This window comes from Holophagaceae bacterium (assembly GCA_016720465.1).
Taxonomy (GTDB): Bacteria; Acidobacteriota; Holophagae; order Holophagales; family Holophagaceae; genus JANXPB01.
Map to the genome: position 1 here is coordinate 540,512 of JADKKO010000001.1, position 16,088 is coordinate 556,599.

The 16,088-nt window shown below is 64.9% G+C and carries 13 protein-coding genes; 2 read left to right on the forward strand and 11 right to left on the reverse strand.

What is annotated here, in order from left to right; all coding sequences use genetic code 11:
* Positions 1-88: 88 nt before the first annotated feature.
* Positions 89-1,276 (reverse strand): class I SAM-dependent rRNA methyltransferase, encoded by a 1,188-nt coding sequence (locus IPQ13_02400; GenBank protein MBL0209753.1) that lies wholly within the window; start codon positions 1,274-1,276, stop codon positions 89-91.
* A 111-nt stretch (positions 1,277-1,387) separates the two neighbouring features.
* Between IPQ13_02400 and IPQ13_02405 the strand changes: the two genes are divergently transcribed.
* Positions 1,388-2,527, forward strand: coding sequence for an alkaline phosphatase family protein (locus IPQ13_02405; protein ID MBL0209754.1), 1,140 nt, complete (start codon positions 1,388-1,390; stop codon positions 2,525-2,527).
* Here the strand turns inward: IPQ13_02405 and IPQ13_02410 are convergent, their stop codons facing one another.
* Positions 2,528-3,568 carry an aminotransferase class V-fold PLP-dependent enzyme gene (locus tag IPQ13_02410; GenBank protein MBL0209755.1) on the reverse strand — a complete coding sequence of 347 codons (1,041 nt, stop codon included), beginning with the start codon at positions 3,566-3,568 and terminating at the stop codon, positions 2,528-2,530.
* Positions 3,569-3,631: 63 nt separating this feature from the next.
* On the opposite strand from IPQ13_02410, the gene IPQ13_02415 reads away from it, so the two are divergent.
* Positions 3,632-4,609, forward strand: a complete 978-nt coding sequence (locus IPQ13_02415; protein ID MBL0209756.1) for a 5'-nucleotidase — start codon at positions 3,632-3,634, stop codon at positions 4,607-4,609.
* A 42-nt stretch (positions 4,610-4,651) separates the two neighbouring features.
* Here the strand turns inward: IPQ13_02415 and IPQ13_02420 are convergent, their stop codons facing one another.
* The 9 genes from IPQ13_02420 to IPQ13_02460 all read right to left on the reverse strand — a co-directional run bounded on the left by IPQ13_02420 (position 4,652) and on the right by IPQ13_02460 (position 16,007).
* Entirely contained in the window at positions 4,652-7,174 is a 2,523-nt protein-coding gene (locus IPQ13_02420) for a protein kinase (GenBank protein ID MBL0209757.1), read from the reverse strand.
* Between the two features lie 3 nt (positions 7,175-7,177).
* Positions 7,178-8,281 carry a CofH family radical SAM protein gene (locus tag IPQ13_02425; protein MBL0209758.1) on the reverse strand — a complete coding sequence of 368 codons (1,104 nt, stop codon included), beginning with the start codon at positions 8,279-8,281 and terminating at the stop codon, positions 7,178-7,180.
* 29 nt (positions 8,282-8,310) lie between these two features.
* Positions 8,311-8,475, reverse strand: coding sequence for a hypothetical protein (locus IPQ13_02430; GenBank protein MBL0209759.1), 165 nt, complete (start codon positions 8,473-8,475; stop codon positions 8,311-8,313).
* 185 nt (positions 8,476-8,660) lie between these two features.
* The gene (raiA, locus tag IPQ13_02435) at positions 8,661-8,999 is read right to left on the reverse strand and encodes a ribosome-associated translation inhibitor RaiA (GenBank protein ID MBL0209760.1); all 339 of its coding nucleotides are present in this window, start codon (positions 8,997-8,999) and stop codon (positions 8,661-8,663) included.
* 112 nt (positions 9,000-9,111) lie between these two features.
* Positions 9,112-10,701: an RNA polymerase factor sigma-54 gene (rpoN, locus tag IPQ13_02440; protein MBL0209761.1), complete on the reverse strand. Its 1,590-nt coding sequence runs from the start codon at positions 10,699-10,701 to the stop codon at positions 9,112-9,114.
* A gap of 13 nt (positions 10,702-10,714) precedes the next feature.
* A complete protein-coding gene (gene lptB / locus IPQ13_02445) occupies positions 10,715-11,446 on the reverse strand; it encodes an LPS export ABC transporter ATP-binding protein (protein ID MBL0209762.1) in 732 nt (243 codons plus the stop codon).
* A gap of 11 nt (positions 11,447-11,457) precedes the next feature.
* Positions 11,458-13,371 (reverse strand): hypothetical protein, encoded by a 1,914-nt coding sequence (locus IPQ13_02450; protein ID MBL0209763.1) that lies wholly within the window; start codon positions 13,369-13,371, stop codon positions 11,458-11,460.
* Positions 13,368-15,071, reverse strand: coding sequence for a DHH family phosphoesterase (locus tag IPQ13_02455; GenBank protein MBL0209764.1), 1,704 nt, complete (start codon positions 15,069-15,071; stop codon positions 13,368-13,370). The genes IPQ13_02450 and IPQ13_02455 overlap by 4 nt, the downstream gene beginning before the upstream one ends.
* Positions 15,072-15,074: 3 nt before the next feature.
* Positions 15,075-16,007 carry an acetyl-CoA carboxylase carboxyltransferase subunit alpha gene (locus IPQ13_02460; GenBank protein ID MBL0209765.1) on the reverse strand — a complete coding sequence of 311 codons (933 nt, stop codon included), beginning with the start codon at positions 16,005-16,007 and terminating at the stop codon, positions 15,075-15,077.
* Between the last annotated feature and the right edge of the window lie 81 nt (positions 16,008-16,088).

A 16,088-nucleotide genomic window follows, 5' to 3' on the forward strand; every position in this document is an offset into this window, starting at 1 on the left:
TTATTGGACGGAAGGATCAGGAAGGCATGGGGTGGATTTAATTCCAGGAAACTATACCTGAATCGCCCGGATCATGGCCTCGGCACGTTCACAGCACCCTCAGCCACAACCCTTTCAGGTAGAAGCCCTCGGGATGATTGAGCGCGTAGGGATGGTCCGCGGGCTGCCCCAGATGGCCCAGGACCTGGGCCTCGCGCCCCGCTTCCAGCATCGCGGTCCACACAGCCTCCTGGAAGCGGATGCGGTCGAGATGCTGGCTGCATGAAAAGCACCAGAGCATGCCTCCCTTTGCGGTGGCACGGGCGCCCAGGCGGAACACATCCTTGTAGGCCTTGAAGGCCTTCTCCACATCCTTGCGCTGCTTCGCGAATGCGGGAGGATCCACGACCACGCGATCGAAGGATTCGGCCTTGAATTCGCGCATCAGATCAAAGGCGTCGCCTTCCAACCGCGTGTGCCGCGCGGGATCAAGCCCATTGGCTTCCCAATCTTTTTCGCATTGATCCAAGGCCGCGGCGCTGGTGTCCAGCGTGGCGACCTGGGTTGCGCCGCCCAGCCCCGCGTGGACGGAGAACCCGCCGGTGTATCCGAAGGCGTTCAGGATGCTGCAATCCTTCGACACGCCCCCGAGGGTCACTCGATGCTCCCGCTGATCCAGGAAAAGGCCCGTTTTCTGGCCCTTCAGCAGGTCCACGGTGAATCGCGCCTTGCCTTCCTTGATGGTGATTGGACCGGCCAGGGAACCCTTCAGCAGGCGGTTCACGACCTCCAGTCCCTCTTCTTTGCGGCCGGCTTGGCTGCGTTCCACGAAGACCGTGCAGCCGATCCGCTTGCCGAGGGCCAGGAGTTCCGGCCACCAGGCTTCCCGGAGCGCTTCCAGGCCCGCGGTGCCCACTTGGACTACCAGGGCGTGCGCATAGCGGTCCACCACCAGGCCCGGCAGCAGATCCCCTTCGCCGAAGATCAACCGGCAGGCCCCCTCGGGGTCCATCAGGCCCAGGTCCATACGCAGGCGCAACGCGGCTTCAAAGCGGCTCTTGAAAAAGGGTTCGTCGAGCGGCGCATCTTCGTGGCGGAAAATGCGCACGCTCAGGGCGTTGGAAGCGCTCGCGGTGCCTGTGGCCAGCACGTTGCCCGAGTGGTCCGCAATGCGCACCAGTCTGGACTCCGGCTTGGTTTCCAGCGCGCCGGAGTAGATCCAGGGATGCAGTTTTCCTAAAAGCGCCTCCTTGCCAGGTTTCAGTCGGATGATGGGGTAGGGTTTGTGCGGGCTCATGTTTCCACTTTACCGACCGTTGCCAAATGGCCAGCGCTTTTCTGACAGCTCGTTACGGACGAATGATGGCCTGACGCACACCCCATCCGCCCAATGGTTCACACTGTTCCCATGCGACTGAAGCTGCTGTTCTCCTTCCTGATGGGTGCCTGGCTGGCGGCGGCGCCACCGGTGTTGTTCCTCAGCTTTGATGCGCTGGGAGCAAGTTCCTTCACCTCCCGGACCATGCCGCGGCTTTGGAAGCTGTCCCAGGAGGGGAAGCGCGGCGAGGGCCTGCCGCCTTTCCCTTCCACCACTTTCAACGGCCACGCCACGCTGGCCACGGGTTGCTGGCCCGAACACCATGGCATCGTCTCCAATTCATTCATGGAACCCGGCAAGGGCTTTGTCGCCTACACCTCGAATGCGGGCCTCCTCCAGCGGGAGCCGCTGTGGGTGGCGGCCACCCGCAGCGGAGTGAAGTCAGCCGTCTACCATTGGCCCTGCGCCACAGGTCCCTGGGAAGGGGTGCTGCCTTGGCGCCTGGAAGACTACAAGCCGGGACAGGCCGACAGCCTGGCCATGGCCTTCAGCGAAGCAGCCCTCGACGAAGGCGCCGGCCTGGTCATGGCCTACTTCTCGGGCATGGATGAAGAAGGCCATATGCAAGGACCCGATTCCCAGGAAACGACCCAAAAACTGAAGCGCACAGATGATGAAGTCGCGCCATGGCTGGAACGCATGATGGCCTCGCATCCAGGCCTGCGGGTGGTGCTCGCGGCGGACCACGGCATGGCCGCCATGCGGGCACGGATCCACCTGCCTTCTCTGATCAAAGGCTGTTTCACCCGCATCATCGTCCACGGAGGCAGCGCCTACATCTACAGCAAGCCTGGACGCACGCGGGCGGCCAAGCGACGGCTCCAAGCCGCGGGCCTCCAAGTCTGGGAACGGGCCGAACTGCCAGCGGAATACCACCTCGGGGGCAACGCGCGCGTGGGCGATCTCATCGTGCAGGCGCCCACCGGATCCTGGCTTGCGGGGGCCAGCGGTCCCGCGGCCGCCAAGGAAAGATTGGGGCGCCGGGGCGCCCATGCCTATGACAGTTCCAGGGCTGCCATGCGCACCTGGCTGGTGGTGCTGGGGGACGGCCGCGGCGACTTGGGCGAAGTGCCCATCTGGGACCTTGCGCCCAGCATCGCAGGCTGGCTGGGGATCACCTGGACCGTTCCACCGGATGGCAGGCCGATCGGGTTGAAGCCCCCGGACTGATCATTTCCGGAGGATTTTCTTCAAGGCCTCGACCAAGCGCTCCACCGATGCTTCCGGGGTTCCCGGCAGCATCGAGATGCGGATGACCTGCCGGGCTTCCGCTTCGCTGTAGCCCAGGGCCATGATGGCGTGGCTGGGCTTGGTTGCGCCGCTATGGCAGGCGCTGCCTGTGCTGATGGCGAAGCCTGCGAGATCCAGGGCCATGTGGACCGCTTCGCCGTTGTGGCCGCGCAGCAGGAGGGAGCTGGTGTTCGGCAACCGGGGTTCAGCTTTCCCGATGATTTCGAACTCGGGCGACCAGGAGGCCACCTCGTCTTCCAGGGCGTCGCGGAGGGATTCCAACATCGCATTCTGGGCCAGGCGGCCAGGCAGATGGTTGACGGCCTCTGCAAGCCCCAGGATGGCTGCGGTGTCCTCGGTTCCGCCTCGGCGTCGGCGTTCCTGGGGACCTTCCATCGTCGGCGCCCAGGGCAGGTCCGGGCGCATCCACAGCAACGCCGCGCCGCGCGGCCCGCCCATCTTGTGGGCGCTGAAGACCGCCGCATCGCAATCCGAAAGCTCCACCGCCACCTTCCCCCAGGCCTGGCAGCAGTCCTTGATGCGGACCGCGCCCGCCACCTGCGGCATCTCATGGATGATTCCGCTCTCATTGTTGGCGGCCATTTGCACGATCGTCGCCGCGCCGCTGAGCTCGCAGGGCAGCCAGCGGACATTGGCCCAGGACCGCAGCGGGTTCAGGCAGGCGCTGTGCTCGCCGGGATTCACAACGGCGGGCATGAAGGTCAAAGAGGGGTCCAATCCGCGGATGAGCAGGTGCAGCGCCTCGGTGGCGCTGGCGCAGAACACGAGCTGGGAAGGCGGAACCTCCAGGTTCGCCGCGATGGCTCGACGGGCTTCCTCGATGGCGGCCCGGGCGGCCTGGCCTTCTCGGTGGGTGCTGGTGGGATTGGCCCACGCTTCCCGTTGGGTTCTCTCCATCACCTGCACCACGCTGGGCAGGGGCGGCGCGGTCGCGTTGGCATCGAAATAGAAGCGATCCATGCACCGATGATGGCAGAAGCGGGCAGGACTGGATTCCTGAGCAGGAACGAAGCAAGCTGGAGCATGCCCAAAACCCTTGAAGGCCAGTTGGTCGTCGCCATTTCCTCCCGGGCGCTCTTCGACTTCGAAGAGGAGAACAAGGTCTTCGAGGAAGCGGACGATCGGGCCTACATGAGCCTCCAGCTGGATCGGCTGGAGCAGCCGGCCCGCCCCGGCGTCGCCTTCCCGTTGGTGAAGAAACTCATGTCCTTCAACACCGACCGGGAAAAGCTCGTGGAGGTGGTGATCCTTTCCCGCAACGATCCCGTGAGCGGCCTGCGGGTCTTCCGGAGCGCCCAAGCTTCAGGGTTGCCTCTGGAGCGTGGCGTGTTCACGCGGGGGCGCAGTCCCTTCCAGTACCTGAAGCCGTTGGGGGCCAGTCTTTTTCTTTCGGCGCTCGAATCCGATGTGCGCGCGGCGCTTAATGCGGGGTTCCCGGCGGCCCGGGTCTATGCGAACAGCGCCATGACCGCCGAGAGACATCCCACCGAAGTGCGCATCGCCTTCGATGGCGACGCGGTGCTCTTCAGCGACGAGGCGGAACAGGTGTACCAGGCGGAGGGCATGGACGCCTTCCAGCGCCACGAAACGGAACACGCGGGCGATCCCCTTCCTCCGGGCCCCTTCAAGCCTCTGCTGGAGGCCCTTCAGCGCCTCCAATCCGCCGCCGACGACGACAGCCGCCTGAACAGGATCCCCATGCGCATCCGCACCGCGCTGGTCACCGCGCGAAGCGCACCGGCCCATGAACGGGCCATCCGGACCCTCATGCAATGGAACGTCAACCTCGATGAGGCCATGTTCCTGGGTGGGCTGGAAAAGGCGGATTTCCTGCGGGAATTCGAGCCGGATTTCTTCTTCGACGACCAGACCCGCTACTGCGACACCGCGGCCCAGGTGGGTCCCACCGGCCATGTGGTAAGCGGCGTGGTGAACGGGAACCACAAAGAAAAAAACCGTGCACATGATCAGGACTTGGGTCCCTCGGCTCTCGACTCTTGACTCTCGACTTGAGACTTGGGACTTGAGACTTTGCCATCCCCTTCACCTGAAGGCCGGATCCCTACCCGCGACGGCCTTTTTGCCGTGGTTCAGCCGGTCCGCTTCTTCAAGCAGCTGCTGGGCTGCTGATCTGTCGCCAGCCTGCGCCAAGACCCGGCCCATGTGATACAGGTTCACCGAGGCGCTGCGCCGCTCCCAGGGTGGAAGCGCATACCCAGGCGACTGCACTTTTCCCAGGTAGCCCATGAAAAGGCTCCTGGCCGCTTTCCTGTCGCCTGCCATCTCCTTGCCCAAGCCCTCCAGCAGGCAGGAGATCACGTGGCCCGAAGGCCAGGCTCCACGCAAACCCACGATGGAGCGTTGAAAGAGCTTTTGGTCTTGGAGATCGCGGGCCGCCAACGCCAGGGTCACCTTCAGCAACCTGGAGCTCGGCACTTGTTGAAGGCCCTGTTCCAGCCGGGCCCTGGCTTCGCCTGGGCGGCCCAGCCAAAGCAAGGAGACGCCGGCGGTCAGGTAGGTGTATTCCGCCGACGGTTGCAGCGCCGAAGCCGCATCGGCCTGGCGGATGGACTCCTCGAGATCGCCGTCGTTCTGCATGAGCACGGCGCTGCGGAAGAGGGGGATCCAGTAATCTGGCGCGAGTTCGATGGAACGCCGGTAGTGGCGCCGCGCGATGGCGTGGGCCTCGGCTCCTTCCTCGTAGGCCCAGGCATCCCCCAAGGTCACATAGGCCAGGTAGTCCGCCGGGTCCAAGGCCACCGCATGGGAGGCTGCTTCCTTGGCCTCGGCGTAGCGGCCCTGGAAATTGAGGGCCCCGGCCAGTTCGCGGTGTGCGAAGGAAAGGCCGGGATCCAGGCGGATGGCTTGGCGGGCCTCCTTTTCAGCCTCGAGGAAGTGCGCGTGGGACTGGACGACGTTGCCCAGGTGCCCCTGGGAAGCAGCGATGCCCTGCAACGCATGGGCCAGGCCAGCATGAACCGGCGCGTAATCCGGCTCCTGCCTCGCTGCCTCCAGGTAGAGTTCGCGGGCCGCATCGAAGGCAGCCCTGTTTCCCTTGGCCGAGAGGTCCAGGGCCCGGGCGTAGAGCTCCCGCGTGTGCGGGTCCTTGGCCCGGGAATGGGCGTTCAAGGCTGTCCCGGCGGGCCGCAGTCCCATCATGCCAGGCAGGTGGTCCTGCAGATCGTCTTCCAGCTTCAGCAGGCCACCGGTGGTGCCCTCGGTCGAGTACTGATCCTTCACCTGGCCGCGGGTTCCATCCATCAGCCTTACACTCACCCGGACCTGGTCCCCGGAGACCTGATACCTGCCCAGCACCAGGATGTCGCTCTTCAGTTCCTTCAAAAGTTTTTGGATATTCTTCGGTGGCTGGCCCGGTTCATCCCCCAGGCGCACCATCGCGTCCGCGACCCAGAGACGGTCCAGCACCACCAGGTCCCCGCGCCGCAACAGGCCCGTGGCCATGGCATCCACGAGGCTCGTGCCGAGCCAGGACTGGTCTGCGTTAACTCCCATGGATTCCAGCGGCAAAACCGCGACAACAGTCTTGTCCGATGGGGGGGCCGGGTGGAGGCCATCCTTGAACCTCCACGCGGCCCAGCCCCCGGTCCCCAGAAGCGCCAGCGCAGCCCCCGACAGGGCCCACTTCACAAAGGGTTTGCGGGACCGGAGCACGGGCGTTTTCGCAGAGACTTTCCGGAGGGTCACCGCGTCCGGCAATACGATCGCTCCAGGTCCCTGGCCGGAGAATCCGCCCAAGAGCAGACCGAAGGACCGCAGCCCCGGAAACCGGTGGACAGGGTTCTTTTCCAGCAGCCGGTCCAACGCCGAGGCCAACTGGGGGTCCAGGTCCGGCCGCAGGTTGGACAGCGGTTCCAGCTCGTTTTTCAGGATGGCGTGGAGGGTCTCCACAAGGCCCGCCTGCCGGAACGGATGGTTCCCCGTGGCCAATTCGCGCAGCACCACGCCCAGGCTGAACTGGTCCGATGCCGGTCCGACTGCCTCTCCCCGGACCTGCTCCGGGCTCATGTACGAAGGTGTGCCGGCAGAAAACCCTGGATTGGTTTCTTCCATCCGGGTCACTTCGGAACCCCCGGCCGAAATCGGCACGGTGCGCTTGGACACGCCGAAATCCAGCACTTCCAGCCGGCCTTCGGCCGTCAGCACCAGATTCGCGGGTTTGATGTCCCGATGGACGATGCCTTTCTGATGGGCATGGTCCAGCGCCTCGGCCGCCTGCACCGCCAGGTTCCGCAGATCGGACTCGTCCCACCTGCGGCCGGTCTGCTCGACCAGGGTCCGGCCCTCCACGAACTCCATGGCGATGAAGGGCGCCCCCGCCACCTCGCCAGCGTCGAATACCACCGCGATGTTCGGATGCGTGAGCTGCGAGGCGGTCTTGGCCTCGGCGATGAGGCCTCTGCGGCTGGCTTCGTCCAGTTCCTTGAGGACTTTCAGAGCCACCACGCGTTCCAGGCGCAGATCCAGGGCCTTCCAGACCTGGCCCATGCCTCCTTCGCCCAGGAGTTCGAGGAGCCGGTAGGAACCGAAATTGGCGCCGGGTTCCACGGCCTAGACCGCCGCAGGCGCGGAGTTCACGGGTCCGTAGATATTGTCGCGCTGCCATGGCTCGAAACCGGCGTCGCGGATGAGGCGGACCATCTCGTCCCTGTTCACGCTGTAGCAAGTCCCCGCGGCGCTCACCACGTTTTCTTCGAGCATCAGCGAGCCCATGTCGTCGCACCCATAGTGGAGGGCCACCTGGCCGGTCTTTTTGCCCATGGTGACCCAGCTGGATTGGATGTGGGGGACGTTGTCCAGGTAGATGCGCGCTGCCGCGATGGTGCGCAGGTATTCGGCATCGGTGGTTTTTTCGAGCTTGCCTTCCCAGACCGTGTGGCCGCTCTGGAAGGGCCAGGCCACGAAGGCGGTGTAGCCGCCGCCATTGTTCCTGGCCAGCGCCCGGTCCTGCTGTTCGCGGATGACGCGGAAATGCTCGATGCGTTCAGCCAACGTCTCGGTGATGCCGTACATCATGGTGGCGGTGGTTTTCAGGCCGGCCTCGTGGGCGGCTTCCATCACCTCCAGCCACTTTTCCGGGCCGCCCTTGAGGGGGGCGATCTTCTTGCGGATGCGTGCCACCAATACTTCCGCGCCGCCTCCGGGGATGGAGCCCAGGCCCGCATCCTTGAGGTCCTCGATGGTCTTTCGCAGGGATTGTCCGCTGAGCTTCGCCATCATCTGGATCTCCACGGGCGAGAACCCATGGACCCAAATGCCCAGGTCGTGTTTGAGGTAATGCACCAGATCCAGGTAATAGCTCCAAGGCAGATCGGGATTCACCCCCCCCTGCAGCAGGAAGCCCGTTCCGCCCAGGGCCTTGGTCTCTTCCGCTTTCTGCCGGAGTTGTTCTTTGGTCAGCACGTAGCCGCGCGCGTCGCCCGGCTTATGGTAGAACGCGCAGAACGTGCAGTAGACATTGCAGACATCGGTGTAATTGACATTGCGGTCGATGATGTAGCTGACTTTGCCGGCGCCGTTCTTGCGATTCCGCGCTGCCGTGGCGGCCAAGCCCAGGTCCGCGAGCGCCGCATGATCCAACATGTGCAGAGCCTCGGCCTCATCCAGGCGGATCCCCCGCTCCACCTTGTCGAGGATGGCCGCGGTGAGTTCCATCCCGGCGGAGGCCAGAGGCAGGGTCATGCTCAAACCTGGTAGCCCATGATCCGGAGGCAGCGGCGGCAGACCGAAGCCTGGTTCTCGATCCCATGGTTGAAGTGGTCCATGGTGTATTTGCACCTGCACTTTTCACAGACCTGGGTCGGCTCTGCGGTGTCCTTGGGAGCATAGAGGTGGGTTGGATCTGGCATCAAGGATCTCCGTGAACTTCCAGCTTAGCCGCCCTGGACCTGGAGAACCACGCAGTGTTGCCCACCACGGAAAAAACCGGGAACCGCGAAAGGCGCTAAAAAACGCGAAATCAAAATTTGTTTTTGATTTCGCGTTTTTTAGCGCCTTTCGCGGCTCAATCTTTTCCAGATGCCAAATTTCGAAATCATTCCGCCGCTTCGAGCGGCTCCAGGGGGAGCTCATGTTTGCCCACATGCAGCACCGTCACTTTTTTATCATGCCGTTTGTGGGCCTGGGCCTCGAGCTTATCCATGGCCACGGACAGGCTCTTGTACATATCTGCAGATTCACTGGAGGCCACGAAGGTGTCGTGGCGCGTTTTGAGCGCCACTTCGACGGCATGGCGGTGGTTGTCCACGGAAAAGATGACATGGACATCGATGACGTCGTCCAGAAACGCCGTCAACTTGTCCAGGCGCTCCTTGGACCCAATCCGAAGTGCCTCGGTGACTTCCACATGGCGACCGGTGAAATGAACCTTCATCGTTCCCTCCTTCTGCGGGCCGGAGCCCGGAAAAACAACTGGGACGCGCATTCGGACGGGCGGGACGGTCCCGCCTCCCGGTAATTCCTGAAACCCTGCCGCATAAATCCATCTACCTCTGGCGCCTTCGTGACGCGGGTGGAATCTTGAGTTCTTCACGGTACTTGTTCACGGTCCTCCGGGCCACCTGGATGCCATCTTGTGCGAGCAGCTTCGCCAGGGTTTCATCGGAAAGGGGCCTCGAAGCCTCTTCGGCCTGGACCAGGGCCTTGATCCGGTGCTTCACCACCGTGGCGCTGACATCAGCTCCGCTATCCGAGCCCAGGGAAGCGCTGAAGAAATAGTTCATGTCGAAAAGGCCCTGGGGCGTGTGGATGGTCTTGGCCTTCACCACTCGGGAGATGGTGCTCTCATGGAACCCGGTCGCCTCGGCCACATCCCGCAGCACCATGGGCCTGAGGCCCTCCACTCCCTTCTCCATGAAGTCCCGCTGCAGTTCCACCATGGCCAGGGAGACCCGCAGCACCGTGCGGTTGCGGTCCTCGACGCCGCGGATGAAGTCCCGGGCGGAGCGGTAGCGCTCGCGGATGAAGTCCTTGTCGCCCTTCACGTCCGAAGATGCCAGGAAATTCCGGTACTCGCCGCTGACGCGCAAGCGGGGCAGTCCCTCGTCATTCAGGTAGACCTTCCAGCCACCGTCATCACCCTTGAGCACCACGATGTCGGGCTTCACCACCCGCTCGCCCTCGGGGTCGAAGGCCCGTCCCGGGGCCGGATGCAGATGCCGCAGCACCGCCAGGGCGTCATCGAGCTCCTTGTCATCGCACTGGAGCACTTTTTTCAGCTTGGTGTGGTCCTTCTGGCCCAGCAGATCCGTGTGGTTCCGGATGATGCGGACGGCCAGATCGTCGGGCTCGGCGCCCGCGTGGCTGAGTTGCAGCAGGAGGGATTGCTGCACGGTGAAGCAGCCCACGCCGCTGGGATCGAATTCCTGGAGGATTTCCAGCAGGGCATGGAGTTGTTCGACGGTGACGCCCAGCTCGGCCGCCAGGGCTTCGGGTGTGGCTTCTCCGGGTTCATCGGGATCCATCCGGAGAAATCCTTTGGCATCCAGGAAATTCTCGATGAGCCGTTCCAGCCGGGGAATGCGGGGATCTTCCTCATCGAGGGTCTCGTGCAATTGGGAGACCAGGTGCTCCCGCAGGGTTTCGCTGGAGGTGAGGCGGTCCTCCCAGGACGTGCGCTCATCGTCCGGGAGGCTGCTGGTCCGGGGCAGATCCGTATCCCAGCTGTTCTCGGCGGCCATGTCCACTTCCTGGACCTGGGCGACGCCTTCCTCGGTGAAGGCCTCCAGGTTGGATTCCGGGTTCATCTCGCTCATGGCATCGAGCATCTCGTTCATGGGCCCGAGATCCACCGTGTCCACGCCCTCGGTCAGCTCCACGCCCTCCTGGGCCACCGCGTCCTGGGCATCCTGGCTCACGTCCGAGTCGTGGCCCTCCTCCAGGGCCTCCAAGGTGGGGATTTCGTCGCCCTCTTCGGCCAATTCCAGGAGGGGGTTTTCCTCCAGCTCCCGTTCCACGGTCTGGCTCAGCTCCTGGAGATTCATCTGCCAGAGCTTCAGCTTGAGCTGCATGGACGGCGTCAAAGCCAGGGTTTGGCTTTGGGAAAGACGCTGGGTGAGATTGGGGCCTTGGGCCATGTTGCTTTGTATCCTAATCCAACTTAAACCGATCCCCGAGGTAGACCCGTCGAATATCCGGGTCTTCGGCGATCTCCTGAGGCAGCCCCTGTTTCATGATCATCCCATCGGCCAAGATATAGGCCCGGTCCGCGATCTGCAAGGTCTCCCGGACATTGTGGTCCGTGATGAGCACGCCAATGCCACGTGCTTTCAAATCATCAATTAGGCCTTGAATCTCCATGACCGATTTGGGATCCACACCAGCAAAAGGCTCGTCCAGCAACATTATTTGGGGATCCGTGACCAGGGCCCGGGCCAGCTCGCAACGGCGGCGTTCCCCTCCGGAAAGACTCATACCCAAGGTGTTCCTGACTTTGCCCAGGTGAAAATCTGCCAACAAACGCTCACATCGTGCGATCTGATCAGGTCGTGGGATGGGCTGCAACTCCCCGAGGGCCATGAGGTTTTCCCACACCGTGAGACCCCGGAAGACACTGGATTCCTGGGGCAGGTAGCCGATTCCCATGCGGGCCCGGCGGTGCATGGGCTGCTGGGTAATGTCCGAGCCCTGCCAGAAAATCCGGCCCTGATCGGGCGCTTCCACGCCGACGACCATGTAGAAGGTGGTGGTCTTCCCGGCGCCGTTGGGGCCCAGCAACCCGACGACCTCGCCCGGGGCCACCGCAAGGCTCACATCCCGGACCACGGTGCGATCCCCGAAGGTCTTTTTCAGGTTTTTTGCCTCCAGGCAGATTTGGGCCATGGCTCAAGGTCTCAGAAAGACGCTGGGAAAAGGCGCGGGGGGGGGGGGGGGCGGGGGGGGGGGCGGGCGGCGGGGGGGGGGGGGGGGGGGTCGCGCGGGGCGGCGGGGGGGGGGGGGGGGGGGCGCCGGGGGCGGGGGCCCGCCTGGCCGGGCGGGGGGGGGGGGGGGGGGGGGGGGGGTCGGCCCCCCCCTGTCGCCCCGCCCAGTTTCAGCCCCCCCCTATGCCGGACCCGCCCCTGCCACCTCGCCATCTGGGAATTGATATCCAGATCCAAGGCTTCGCCCCGGCCCTCGCCCATGCGGCCCCGCAACAGGACGCCTCCATCCGCCTTCACGGACTTCACGATCCGGCCCGGCCCAAGGGTCACCAGGATGCGATCCGCCCTGAGCCTCCAACCCAGACCCTGGCATTCCACATGGCCGGACAGAGTCACCTTGGCAGCATCCGAGTCCCCGAGATCAGCCTTGATCGTCACATCACCTTGGCTGGCGGCCAGAGAACCCATGATGCCCTCCGGAAACTGCAACCGCTCCCCCTGCCGGACGATCCGGAGGCCCGTAAGCCGCTCCCTCAAACGCGTCCAGGTGGCGGGCCGTCCCTGGATCGTCCAGGCTGGCGCGGCGCCCTTCTTCGAGTCCTCCCAAAGAAATTTGGCGCCCCGCAGATTGCCCCCGCCGAACAGATCCGCCAGCACGGGTCCTTCAAACACCCAGCGCTGTGGATCGCCGGAGCCAGCGCCGGCGGAAAAGGTGCCCTCCTCGCTGCGCCCATGCACCGGAGCCTCCAGCCTCCACTTGTTCGTGGCCCGCTGCACCATGGCCCGCGGGCTGCTCAAGCTGCGGCGCCCCCACGTGAGGAGGGCTGAACCCTCGGCCCGGGCCTCGCCCACCAACAGGTCCTTGGGCAGATCTTCGCCTGCTCCCTGGCGGAACAGGATGCGGGGGGAGTTCAGCGCCAGCCGCGATCCATCCAATGGTTGGTCCCAGACCACGCTGCCTTCCAGCCGGAGGCCGGCCCTCGTCCAGCGGACCCCATTGGACTTGAGGCGTTCTTCCCCTCCAGGCACCGCCCGATGGGCCTGGAACTGCTTCAATTCGATGAGGTCCACGGTCGCCCCGGGTTTCGGCCTGGGAGCGAAACCACCGGCGGCCTCGCCTTTCCAGCCGTCGTCCCGTTCAAAAGTCAGAGGTCCGGGCCACCGGAATTCTTCGGCCTTCAACTCGGCGATGTCGGCCTGGACGGTGCCTCCCTGGACCACCGCCTTCACCTTCCGGAACTGCCCTTCCTGAAAAGCCGACTTGGCCCAGAGGCTGTCCGCCTCCATCCGCTGGAGAGAACCCGCTTCGAGGGATTCCCACAGCACCGGACCACGATCCACCTCCATCCTTCCATCGCTCGAGCGACGCCAGCCCGCCGGGAGCGCCCAGCGCCCTTTTCCACTGCCTTGCAGGGTTTCCCAGTGGAGCGGGGCCAGGCCTTCCCAGGCACCCTTCTGCCAGCGCAGGGCCGGACCGGTGCCCGCCACATGGCCGCGGCCGAGCACGTCCCCGCTGGGCGAAGTGCCCTGCAGGTCCATGGGCGCCTGGAGGGTCCACTGGCCCTCCTGCCGCTGGGCCGCCGGTGACTCCATGCCCCATCGCACGTCTGGCTCTTCCAGCGCGCCGGTGACGCCTTGCAGGCGGAGATCAGATTCCTGTCCTTCGATGATGCGATAGGAAAGGACGAAGCGGCCGCCGTCCAACTGCTCGGTGATGGTGCCGCGGATCCCCTTCGGAGCGCCGGGAAACACGCTGTCCTTCGGCGCCACGATCTTGGGTCCCCGGCCGATGAAGATGAGGCAGGCGCCAATGGTCCCGGCGATGAGCAGCCACCCCGCGGCGGTCCACGCGGGGTTCCTGGCGGAGGCCCAGGCCAGGGGACTCATGAGCCTGCCTCGTCGCCGACGAATCCGTCCACCAGGTAGCTCCGGCCCCAGCGGGGCTGGTCCTGCACGGCGCAGGCCATCCGGATGAGATCGCCCTTCACTAGCCCCTGGCTCGGCTCGGCGCCGGAAAACCAGGTCAGCGGTTCGGAAAGGCCCACCAGCCGCAGTTTCACGTGGCCATCGCCAAATGGCTGGGGCGCCGACTGCAGGGCCCCCTGCACCACCGTCAGGACCGGCGGGAACCCCTGCCCGAAGGGTTCCAGGCGATCCAATTCCAATGGCGCGGGCACCAGCTCCGGGCCCTGGCCGTCTACTGGAACGCTGGGCGATCGCAACCCCCGCGCCTGCTGGGAGGCACCGCGCTGCAAACTCTGGCGCACGAAGGGCAGCTTGGCGAGATCGAAGCTCATGCCCGCCGCGGCCCGGTGGCCGCCACCGCTCAACAAAAACGGCTCGGCCAGCTGGAGCAGCTCGCCCAGGTCGAAACCTTCAGGCGCACGCAGGGAACATTGCGCCACGCCGTCCAGCACCGTGCAGACGCCCGTGGGGCGTCCGCTTTCGCGCATGCGCTGGCCCGCCACGATGCCGATGACTCCCTTGTGGGCCGATGGCTCGACCACGAGATCGAAATCCTCGCCGTTGGGCGCCGATAGGTTCATGGCGAGGCTCCGCTGGATCTGTCGGCGCTCCGCATTCAGCGATTCGACACGCGCCGCAAGGGTCTGGGCTTCCCCGGAATCCCTCGTCAACAGCAGCCGCACCGCATCTTCGGCTCCCCCCATCCGGCCCACCGCGTTGAGGCGGGGTGCCACCCCGAAGGCGATGTCCTGGGCCCGGACCACGTTCCCGTTTTCGATCCGTGCGGCCTTGAGCAGGGCCGCGAGGCCCGGACCGTTGGCTCCGCGCAAAGCATCGAGCCCGCGGCGCACCAGCAGGGCGTTTTCCCCCTTCAAGGGCATCATGTCGGCGATGGTGCCGATGGCCACCAGCTTCAGCAGGCCATCGAGGAAGGTCCTGTCTTCACCTTTGCTGGAATCGGCATCCAACAGGCCCTGGGCCAATTTGAACGCCACGCCGACACCGGCGAGGCCGCGGTTGGGGTAATCGCCGAGGTGGGGATGGACAACGGCCTTGGCTGGCGGCAGCTCGGCGCCCAGCGAATGGTGGTCGGTGATGATCCAGTCCATGCCCAGCTCTGCGCTGGCCCGGACTTCCTCCACGCTTCGCACGCCGCAATCCACCGATATCAGGAGATCCGGATTCCGGGTTTCCTTCAATTCGCGGATGCAATCCAGATGCAGGCCATAGCCATCGGAAAACCGGTTGGGGATGAAGGAGCTGACCCTGGCGCCAAGCTTCTCCAGCACGCGGACCAGCAGCGCGGTCGCCGTCACCCCGTCTACGTCGTAGTCGCCGTAGACACAGATGGAGAGGCCCTTCTCGGTGGCCTGGCGGACGCACGCCACCGCCTCCCCCAGGCCCGGAAGCAGGTAGGGGTCCGTGCAGCGCGACCAGGCCGGATCCAATCTCCAGGCCAGGTCCTCCGGTTGATCCAGGCCCCGGAGCCAGGCCAAGCGCGCGGTCCTGGTATCAATCCCCAACTCCCGCGCCATCCGGGTCCAGGGCTCCGGCCCCGGCGGAATGGCCCGGCGGAGACGCCAGGGCTTGGCGCTGGAGGCACTGGCCTGCGTGCCTGGCATGGCCTAGCCCACGCTGCCCATGGAAGCGAATTTTTGGTAGCGGGCTTCCACCAGGTCGGCCGGCGCGAGTTCCGACAGTTCCGCGAAGGCCTGGCCCACGGCATCCTTGAGGGCCATGGCGGCGCCATCCCAGTCGCCATGGGCGCCACCGAGGGGTTCCGGAACGATGCCGTCGATGACGCCCAGTTCCAGGAGGGCCGGAGCCGTGAGCTTCAGTGCGCTGGCGGCTTGCGGAGCCATGGCGGGGTCTTTCCAGAGGATCGACGCGCAGCCTTCCGGCGAGATGACGGAATAAATGGCGTTTTCCATCATGAACACCCGGTCCGCCACTCCAAGTGCCAGCGCGCCGCCGGAGCCCCCTTCGCCGATGACCACCGCCACCACCGGCACGCGCAGCTTGGCCATCTCAAGCAGGTTCCGGGCGATGGCTTCCGCCTGCCCGCGCTCCTCGGCATCCACGCCGGGGTAGGCGCCCGGGGTGTCGATGAGGCAAAGGATGGGCCGCTGGAATTTTTCCGCCATATGCATGAACCGCAGCGCCTTGCGGTAGCCCTCGGGCCTGGGCATCCCGAAATTCCGCAGGATCTTCTGCTTGGTGTCCCGGCCCTTCTGCTGGCCGATGATCATGACCGGGTTCCCGTCGATCCAGCCCAGGCCGCCCACGATCGCCGCATCATCGCCGAAATTGCGGTCCCCGTGGATCTCATCGAAGCGGTCGCAGATGCGTTCGATGTAGTCCAGCGTGTAGGGGCGCTTGGGATGGCGGGCCAGCTGGGCCCGCTGCCAGTCCGTGAGACTGGAAAAGGCCTCGCCTTTCAATTTTTTCAGCTTTTTTTCGAGCTTCTCCTTTTTCACGGCCTGGGCCGGATCCATCTCAAGGGCCCGGATTTCCGCTTCCAGCTCCAGGATGGGCTTTTCCAGCTGGGCCAAATCCATTGCCTGTTCCGGGGATGGGTCGCTCACGTAGGCCTCGAAAGGGGTTCGCTTCGAGTGTACCGGAACCTGGCAAAGGGAGCC

Bases quoted from the DNA above. Each gene is read 5' to 3' on its own strand.
- IPQ13_02455 (MBL0209764.1), bottom strand. From the start codon at position 15,071: ATGCCAGGCACGCAGGCCAGTGCCTCCAGCGCCAAGCCCTGGCGTCTC.
- IPQ13_02400 (MBL0209753.1), bottom strand. From the start codon at position 1,276: ATGAGCCCGCACAAACCCTACCCCATCATCCGACTGAAACCTGGCAAG.
- raiA (MBL0209760.1), bottom strand. From the start codon at position 8,999: ATGAAGGTTCATTTCACCGGTCGCCATGTGGAAGTCACCGAGGCACTT.
- IPQ13_02405 (MBL0209754.1), top strand. From the start codon at position 1,388: ATGCGACTGAAGCTGCTGTTCTCCTTCCTGATGGGTGCCTGGCTGGCG.
- IPQ13_02425 (MBL0209758.1), bottom strand. From the start codon at position 8,281: ATGGAACTCACCGCGGCCATCCTCGACAAGGTGGAGCGGGGGATCCGC.
- IPQ13_02415 (MBL0209756.1), top strand. From the start codon at position 3,632: ATGCCCAAAACCCTTGAAGGCCAGTTGGTCGTCGCCATTTCCTCCCGG.
- IPQ13_02430 (MBL0209759.1), bottom strand. From the start codon at position 8,475: ATGCCAGATCCAACCCACCTCTATGCTCCCAAGGACACCGCAGAGCCG.
- IPQ13_02450 (MBL0209763.1), bottom strand. From the start codon at position 13,371: ATGAGTCCCCTGGCCTGGGCCTCCGCCAGGAACCCCGCGTGGACCGCC.
- IPQ13_02460 (MBL0209765.1), bottom strand. From the start codon at position 16,007: ATGGATTTGGCCCAGCTGGAAAAGCCCATCCTGGAGCTGGAAGCGGAA.
- lptB (MBL0209762.1), bottom strand. From the start codon at position 11,446: ATGGCCCAAATCTGCCTGGAGGCAAAAAACCTGAAAAAGACCTTCGGG.
- rpoN (MBL0209761.1), bottom strand. From the start codon at position 10,701: ATGGCCCAAGGCCCCAATCTCACCCAGCGTCTTTCCCAAAGCCAAACC.
- IPQ13_02410 (MBL0209755.1), bottom strand. From the start codon at position 3,568: ATGGATCGCTTCTATTTCGATGCCAACGCGACCGCGCCGCCCCTGCCC.